This window comes from Deinococcota bacterium (genome assembly GCA_030858465.1).
Taxonomy (GTDB): domain Bacteria; phylum Deinococcota; class Deinococci; order Deinococcales; family Trueperaceae; genus JALZLY01.
This window is the reverse complement of the sequence record JALZLY010000007.1, coordinates 1-7,421: the sequence shown is the minus strand read 5'-3', so window position 1 is coordinate 7,421 and position 7,421 is coordinate 1. Positions and strand designations below refer to the sequence as shown.

The 7,421-nt window shown below is 69.4% G+C and carries 5 protein-coding genes; all 5 read left to right on the top strand.

Annotated elements, in window-relative coordinates; translation table 11 throughout:
• The coding region (locus tag M3498_00475; GenBank protein MDQ3457769.1) for a TIM barrel protein at window positions 1–1,044 on the top strand (1,044 nt) is incomplete at its 5' end.
• An 11-nt stretch (window positions 1,045–1,055) separates the two neighbouring features.
• Complete coding sequence (locus M3498_00470) at window positions 1,056–3,095, top strand: bifunctional aldolase/short-chain dehydrogenase (GenBank protein MDQ3457768.1); 2,040 nt, start codon at window positions 1,056–1,058, stop codon at window positions 3,093–3,095.
• 27 nt (window positions 3,096–3,122) lie between these two features.
• Window positions 3,123–4,559, top strand: coding sequence for a rhamnulokinase (locus tag M3498_00465; protein ID MDQ3457767.1), 1,437 nt, complete (start codon window positions 3,123–3,125; stop codon window positions 4,557–4,559).
• Window positions 4,552–5,340 carry an alpha/beta hydrolase gene (locus tag M3498_00460; protein ID MDQ3457766.1) on the top strand — a complete coding sequence of 263 codons (789 nt, stop codon included), beginning with the start codon at window positions 4,552–4,554 and terminating at the stop codon, window positions 5,338–5,340. Before M3498_00465 ends, M3498_00460 begins: the two co-directional genes overlap by 8 nt.
• Window positions 5,341–5,367: 27 nt before the next feature.
• Window positions 5,368–7,421, top strand: a 2,054-nt coding sequence (locus M3498_00455) for a hypothetical protein (protein MDQ3457765.1), incomplete at its 3' end; no start/stop codon positions are given.

Here is a 7,421-nt window from a genome sequence, read left to right as displayed (position 1 = left end):
GAGGACGCCGCGCTCGTTCACGCGCTCAGCGGCGTCGCGCCCAGCGTCGCCTTGCACATCCCCTGGGACCGCGTGGAGGACTGGGCCGAGCTGAGAGGCTTCGCCGAAAGCAAGGGGATTTCACTCGGCGCCATCAACCCGAATCTGTTTCAACGCGACATCTATAAGCTCGGCTCACTGACGCACCCGGGCGCCGCCGTCCGGGAAGAGGCCGTAGCGCACCTGCTCGAGTGCTGCGACATCATGCGGCAGACGGGCTCGCGTGACCTCAGCCTGTGGCTGGCCGACGGCACCAACTACGCCGGGCAGGACGACATCGCGGCGCGAAAGGAACGGCTCGAGGAGGGCCTCGCGCGCGTCTACGCGGCCTTGCCCGAGGGCGGCAGGCTGCTGCTCGAGTACAAGCCCTTCGAGCCCGCCTTCTACCACACGGACCTGGCCGACTGGGGCATGGCCTACGCCCACGCGCTCAAGCTCGGCCCGCGGGCGCTGGTGCTGGTGGATCTGGGCCACCACCTGCCGGGCTGCAATATCGAGCAGATCGTGGCGTTCTTGCTGTCCGAAGGGCGCCTGGGCGGCTTTCACTTCAACGCCCGGCGCTACGCCGACGACGACCTCATCGTCGGCAGCCAGAACCCCTTCGAGCTCTTCTGCCTCTACGCCGAACTGCTCAAGGCGGAGCGCAAGGGCCTGCCCGGCGCGGGCGAGGTCGCCACCATGATCGACCAGAGCCACAACGTCGAGCCCAAACTCGAGGCCATGCTGCTCTCGGTCATAAACTGTCAGGAGGCTTATGCCAGGGCGCTCGGCATCGACTTCGGGGCGCTCGAAGAGACACAACAAGAGGGCGACGTGCTAGGAGCGCACAGGCTGCTGACGGACGCCTTTCGCCACGACGTGACGCCGCTGCTGCACACGATAAGGACCGAGATGGGCCTCGACCCCGAGCCGTTAGAGGCACTGAGGCGCGGAGGCTACGGCGAGGGGCGCGCCAAAGCGCGAGGGACAGCCGCAACGGGCGGCGGTTACCCGACGGAGGAGTAAGGGAGGAGTCAATGCCACAAGACCTTTGGAACCCCAAGGACGCGCCCGCGGGCGAGGGCCTGGCAAGGCTGGCCTACCGCTCGAGGCTATTGGCCGCCGACCGCAGCGTGGTCAACGTCTTTGGCGGCAACACCTCGGCGAAGAGCCTGGAGACGGACCATTTAGGCCGGGAGGTGACCGTGCTCTGGGTCAAGGGCAGCGGTTCGGACATGGCTAGGATAGAAGGAGGCGGCTTTGCCGGGCTGAAGCTTGCGGAGGTGCTCCCCCTGTTCGAACGCGACGAGATGAGCGACGCCGAGATGGTCGCCTACTTGGAGCGCTGCCTCTTCGAGAGCGGCCGCCCCCGGCAGTCGATCGAGACGCTCTTGCACGCCTTCGTGCCCGCGCCCCACGTCGACCATACCCACCCCGACGCCGTTATCGCGCTCGCCTGCGCCGCAGGCGGCGAGCGGCACGTTCGGAAGCTCTACGGCGAGCGGGCCGCCTGGGTGCCCTACATCCGGCCCGGCTTCACGCTCTCCAAAGAGATAGGCGAAGCGGTCAGGAACAAGCCCGAGCTCGAGTGCGTGGTGATGGCCAAGCACGGCCTCGTCACCTGGGGCGAGACGAGCGAGGCCTGCTACAGGAGCACCTTGCGCATCGTCCAGGAGGCGGAGGACTACCTGGCCGAGCACGCCGCGCCCGAGGCGGTGCAGCGTGGAGGGTGTAGCGACGTGGCGGCGGCGCCGCTGCTCCGCGCCGTCCTGCCGGTCGTCCGGGGGGTGACGGGGGGCGTCGTGGCCGTAGACCGCGACCCGGAGGTGCTGGCGTTCGTGAACGCGCCGGGCGCCGCCGAGCTGTCGCAAGTCGGCGCCGCCTGCCCCGACCACCTGGTGCACACCAAGCGCGTCCCGCTGTTCGTCGCCTGGCGCCCGGGAGACGGCAAGGACGCCCTGCTGGAGGCGGTGAACGAGGGGCTGCAAAGGTATCAAGCGGAGTACCGCCGTTACTTCGCCGCGTACGCGGGCGAAGGCGACGCGATGTTTGCGCCGAGCCCGCGCGTGGTTCTCATCCCCGGTCTCGGTCTGGTGAGCAGCGGCAAGGACGCCGCCGCCGCCGAGGTGTCACGCGGGCTCTACCGCCGCGCCATCCGGGTGATGGAGGGCGCGCGGAGGCTGGGCGGCTTCCGCTCGCTCTCGGCAGCGGAATCCTTCGCAGTCGAGTACTGGCCGCTCGAGCTCTACAAGCTCTCGCTCAAGCCCGCGCCCAAGCCCTTAGAGGGCAAGGTCGCGCTCATCACGGGCGGCGCCTCGGGCATCGGCCGGGCGGTCGCCGAAACCTTCGCCGCCAACGGCGCGCACGTGGTCATCGCCGACCTGAACGAGAGCGGCGCCTGCGAGCTCGCCGCGCGGCTTTCCGAAACTCGGGGCGCCGGGCGAGGGCTCGGCCTGCGCTGCGACGTCACCTCGGAAGAGGACGTCGCGCGCGCCTTCGACGCGGCGGTCATGCGCTACGGCGGTCTCGACATCGTCGTCAGCAACGCGGGCATCGCCTCGTCGGCGCCCATCGAGGAGACCAGCCTGGCGATGTGGGACCGCAACCAGGCCATCCTCTCAACGGGCTACTTTCTCGTCGCGCGCGAGGCGTTCAGGCTATGGCGGGCGCAAGGGAGCGGTGGCAATCTCGTCTTCGTGACCTCGAAAAACTCGGTGGTCGCCGGCAAGAACGCCAGCGCCTACAGCGCGGCCAAGGCAGCCGAACTTCACCTGGCGCGCTGCCTGGCCGAGGAGGGCGGCGCGGCGGGCATCCGCGTCAACGCCGTCTTGCCCGACGCGGTGCTGTCGGGCTCGACCATCTGGAACGGCAAGTGGCGGGCGGAGCGCGCGGCGACCTACGGTATCGCACCCGAAGCGCTCGAGGACTTCTACCGTCAGCGCACCACCTTGAAGGTCAACGTCTATCCGGACGACGTCGCCGAGGCGGTGCTGTTTTTCGCGAGTCCCGGCTCGAGCAAGACGACCGGCGGCGTGCTCACCGTGGACGGCGGCGTCCCCGCCGCCTATGTGCGCTGAGGTGGACGCTTAAGGTGGGCGCTCAAGATGGGCGCTGAAGCGAGCCGCCATGTGGCCGTGGACCTGGGCGCCTCGAGCGGGCGGGTCGCGCTCGGCGTGCTCGAAGGGGGCAGGCTCGAGGTCACGGTCCTGCACCGCTTCCATAACGAGCCCGCGTCGCTGCGCGGCCACCTCTACTGGGACGTCTTGGGCCTGTGGCGCGAGGTCCTGCGCGGGCTCAAACTTGCCGCGGCCGCGGGGCCCGTCGCCAGCGTCGGGGTGGACAGCTGGGCCGTGGACTACGTCCTTCTCGACGAGGACGGCCTGCTCATGGACGGCGCGCACCACTACCGCGACGCCCGCACGGACGGGGTGATGGAGGACGCCTTCAAGACGCTCTCCCGGAGCGAGCTTTACGAGCGGACGGGTCTGCAGTTTTTGCCCTTCAACACCCTCTACCAGCTCCTGGCGGTCAAGCGCGACCTGCCCGGCCTGCTGGCGCGCGCGGCGCGGCTGGTGATGATTCCCGACCTCTTTCACTACTGGCTGGGCGGGCGCATCGTGGGCGAAAGGACCAACGCCTCGACCACGCAGCTTTTCGACCCCCGTACCGCTGCCTGGTCGCCGGAGGTCTTGGCGGCCTTTGGACTCCCTCCGCAGCTGTTGCCCGAACTGGTCGAGCCGGGCACCGTCCTCGGCACGCTCACGAACGAGGTCGCCCGCGACACGGGCCTGGCGGGCACCGCCCTGATCGCGCCCGCCACGCACGACACCGCCTCGGCGGTGGCGGCCGTGCCCGCCGAGGGGGAGGGCTGGGCGTTCGTCTCGAGCGGCACCTGGTCGCTCGTCGGCGTCGAGACGGGGGCGCCCGTCCTCACGGCGGCGGCCCTGGGGGCGAACTTGAGCAACGAGGCGGGGGTGCGCGGCAGCACCCGGCTTCTCAAGAACGTGATGGGCCTGTGGATTTTGCAGGAATGCCGCGCCGCCTGGGGCGAGCCCGGCTTCGAGAGCCTCCTGGGCGAAGCCGAGGCGCACGGGCCGCTCGGCCTTCTCATCGACCCTGACGACGCGCGGCTGCTGCCACCCGGCCCGGACATGCCGGAGCGCGTCTGTAGGCTCGTCGCCGAGAGGCACGGCCGCACGCTGACCTCGCGCGCCACGGTCACGCGCTGCGTCCTGGAAAGCCTGGCCGCGCGCTACGCCGAGGTCTTAAACGGGCTCGAGCGGGTGACGGGCCTGCGCGTTCGCACGGTCCATGTCGTCGGCGGCGGCGCACAGATCGATCTCTTAAACCAGCTCAGCGCCGACGCCAGCGGCCGCGAGGTCTTAGCCGGCCCGGCGGAGGCGACGCTGATGGGCAACCTGCTCGTCCAGGCCGAAGCACTCGGCACGATCCCGGCGGGCAGCCTCCGCGAGGTCGTGCGGCGTTCGACCACCACCCGCCGTTTCACGCCGAGCACCGGGGGCGCCCCCCGCCATGCTTAGGGTGACGGAGCGCGCGCACGTCTTCAAGCGCGTGGGTGGGGCGGCGCTCGAGCTGCGCCTCTACGAGCCGGTCGGGCCGAGGACGGGGGGAGCCGTCGTCTTCTTCTGCGGGGGCGGCTGGCTGAACGGCGACCTCGAGCAGTTCGCCCCGCAGTCGCGGCACTTCGCCGCGCGCGGCATGGTCGCGGCTTGCGCCGAATACCGCGTGCGCAACCGGCACGGCGCGACGCCTTTCGACGGCCTCGCCGACGCCCGCGCAGCCATCCGCTGGCTGCGCGAACGTGCCGAGCGTCTGGGCTTCGACGCGGACCGCCTGGTGGCGGCGGGCGGCTCGGCCGGGGGCCACCTGGCGGCGTGTACGGCGATAATCGAGGATGCGGAGAGCCCTCCGTCCGCCCGCCCCGACGCGCTCGTCCTCTTCAACCCCGTCCTCGACACCAGCCCCACGGGCTTTGGCCACGAACGCTTTGGCGGGCGCGGCCACGAGCTCTCCCCACTACACCACCTCGGGCCGGATCTGCCGCCTACCCTCATCCTCCAGGGCGAGGACGACGAGACGACCCCGCTCAGGACCGCCGCGGCCTTTACCAAGCGGATGCGGGAGACCGGCAACTCCTGCAAACTCGTCAGCTTCGCGGGCGAAGGCCACGGTTTTTTCAACCCAGGCCGCGGCGAGGGGCGCACCTTTACAGCCACCCTGCGCCACGCCGATACCTTTCTCGGCGCGCTAGGCTATTTGAGCCCCAGACCCGTGAACTCCAAAGGAGCCCCGCAACCATGAAACTACAACCATGAAACGGACCTCATTATGACCCCCCTCACGACCACTCCTACGAGCACTCCTACAAGCACCGTCGTCCACATGATCGGCAACGCCCACTTGGACCCCGTCTGGCTCTGGAACTGGCAGGCGGGCGTCGACGAGGCGCTGGCGACCTTCCGCTCGGCCGCCGACCGCTGCGACGACTACCCGGATTTCGTCTATACCCGCGGCGAAAGCTGGCTTTACGCACAGGTCGAGAAGCTCGACCCGGCGCTGTTCGCGCGCGTCAAAGAGCTGGTCGAAGAGGGCCGCTGGCACATCACTGGCGGGCAGGTCATCCAGCCCGACTGCAACCTGCCGAGCGAGGCGGGCTGGCATCGGCAGCTCCTTCACGGCGGGCGTTATTTCAACTCGCGCTTTGGGGTCACGCCGCGCGTCGGCTACAACGTCGACTCCTTCGGCCACCCCGCCACCCTGCCCGACCTCTACGCCAGCCACGGCTACACGGGCTACGTCTTTTGCCGCCCGAACGACAAGCAGCAGCCCTTGCCCGCCCAGACCTTTCGCTGGCGGGGGCCAGGCGACGGCGAGCTGACGGCCTTTCGCATCAACCCTACCTACGTCACGCGCGCGGACGACCTCTACGGTCAGATCATGCTGGCCGTTGAAGACGCGGACGAGGCCCTTGGGCACAGCATGTGCTTTTACGGCGTCGGCAACCACGGCGGCGGTCCCACCAAGGCCAACATCGAGTACATCTTGGAGCACGCCCACAGCTTTGACGGCCTCGAGCTGCGCTTCAGCACCCCCGACGCGTTTTTCGAGGCCGTCCAGGAAGGACTGGGCGCGTTGCCGGTGGTGGAGGGCGAACTGCAACACACCTTCCCCGGCTGCTACAGCGTCATGCACGATATCAAGCAGGCGCAGCGCCACGGCGAGGGGCTGCTCGTTCAGGCCGAAGACTTTATCGACCGCTTCGGCGGCGAGACACGACGCGACCTTCACGCGCGCTTAGACGCCGCCTGGGACGACCTGCTCTTTACGCAGTTCCACGACGTCTTAGCGGGAACTTCGGTCCCGTCGGCGTGGCCGTCGGTGCGGGCGATGCAGGGGCGCGCGCGCATCGTCGGCGAGGAGCTGATCGTCGAGACCAGCCGCCGCTGGAGCCGCAGGGAACTCCCCGCCGTCAACCACCAGCAGCTCATCGCCATGAACGCCGGGCCCAAGGACTGGCAAGGCTATATCGAGGCCGAGCCCTTCCTGGACTTCGACCCCTGGGGTGAGCGCTGGCTTTCGACTTTGGACGGCGCGCCCGTCTCGCACCAGCGCATCCAGCCCGAGGCGAAGGTCCTGCTTGCCAACCGCGTCCTCTTCCCCGTCACCGTTCCCGCCGGGGGCGTGACGCAGCTCCTGGTGCGCGACGACCCGAAGAGTCAGCGAAGCGACGCCAAACCCCAAGAGGATACCGAGACGGAGCTCGAGACGGAGCTCGAGGTCTCCCAAACTCACCTGATGAACCGCCACCTTCGCCTCGAGCTGGCGCCCACGGGCATCGGGCAAATAGAGGTCCAGGGCGAGCCGCTGCTGGGCGGCGCGGGCATCGGCCTGCACCTGCGCGAGGACATGACCGACACCTGGACCTTTCACAGCGACCGCTTCGACAAGGGCGTCCGCGAGGTCTTTTCGGCGGGGTCGTGGCTGGTCGAAGAGCGCGGGCCGCTGCGGGTGCGCGCGCGCTTAGACAGCCGCCTCGGCCACTCGGCGGTGCGCTGGACGGTGTCGCTGTACCGCGGCGAGCCGCGCGTTCACATGAGGCTCGAGGTAAACTTCAGCGAGAGGTTCACGCTGCTGCAACTGCCCATTCATCTCGGCGAGACGCCCGAGAGCTGGCTGGACGCTCAAGCCGGCGGGCACGTCCGGCGTCAGCCGAGCCCGGTGGAGTGGCCGGTGCAGGGCTGGTCCCGGCTCGAGCTGGGCGGGCGCACCGTGGCGCTGCTCAGCCACGACGCCTACAGCCTGAGCCTGAATGGGCGCCTCTGGCAGTGGACGCTGCTGCGCAGCCCCGTGATGGCCTGGGGCGGCGGCCAGGCGGACATCGA

What these genes read in the sequence shown, in the direction of transcription:
- M3498_00470 (MDQ3457768.1), top strand. Translation starts at nt 1,056, where the DNA reads ATGCCACAAGACCTTTGGAACCCCAAGGACGCGCCCGCGGGCGAGGGC.
- M3498_00465 (MDQ3457767.1), top strand. Translation starts at nt 3,123, where the DNA reads ATGGGCGCTGAAGCGAGCCGCCATGTGGCCGTGGACCTGGGCGCCTCG.
- M3498_00460 (MDQ3457766.1), top strand. Translation starts at nt 4,552, where the DNA reads ATGCTTAGGGTGACGGAGCGCGCGCACGTCTTCAAGCGCGTGGGTGGG.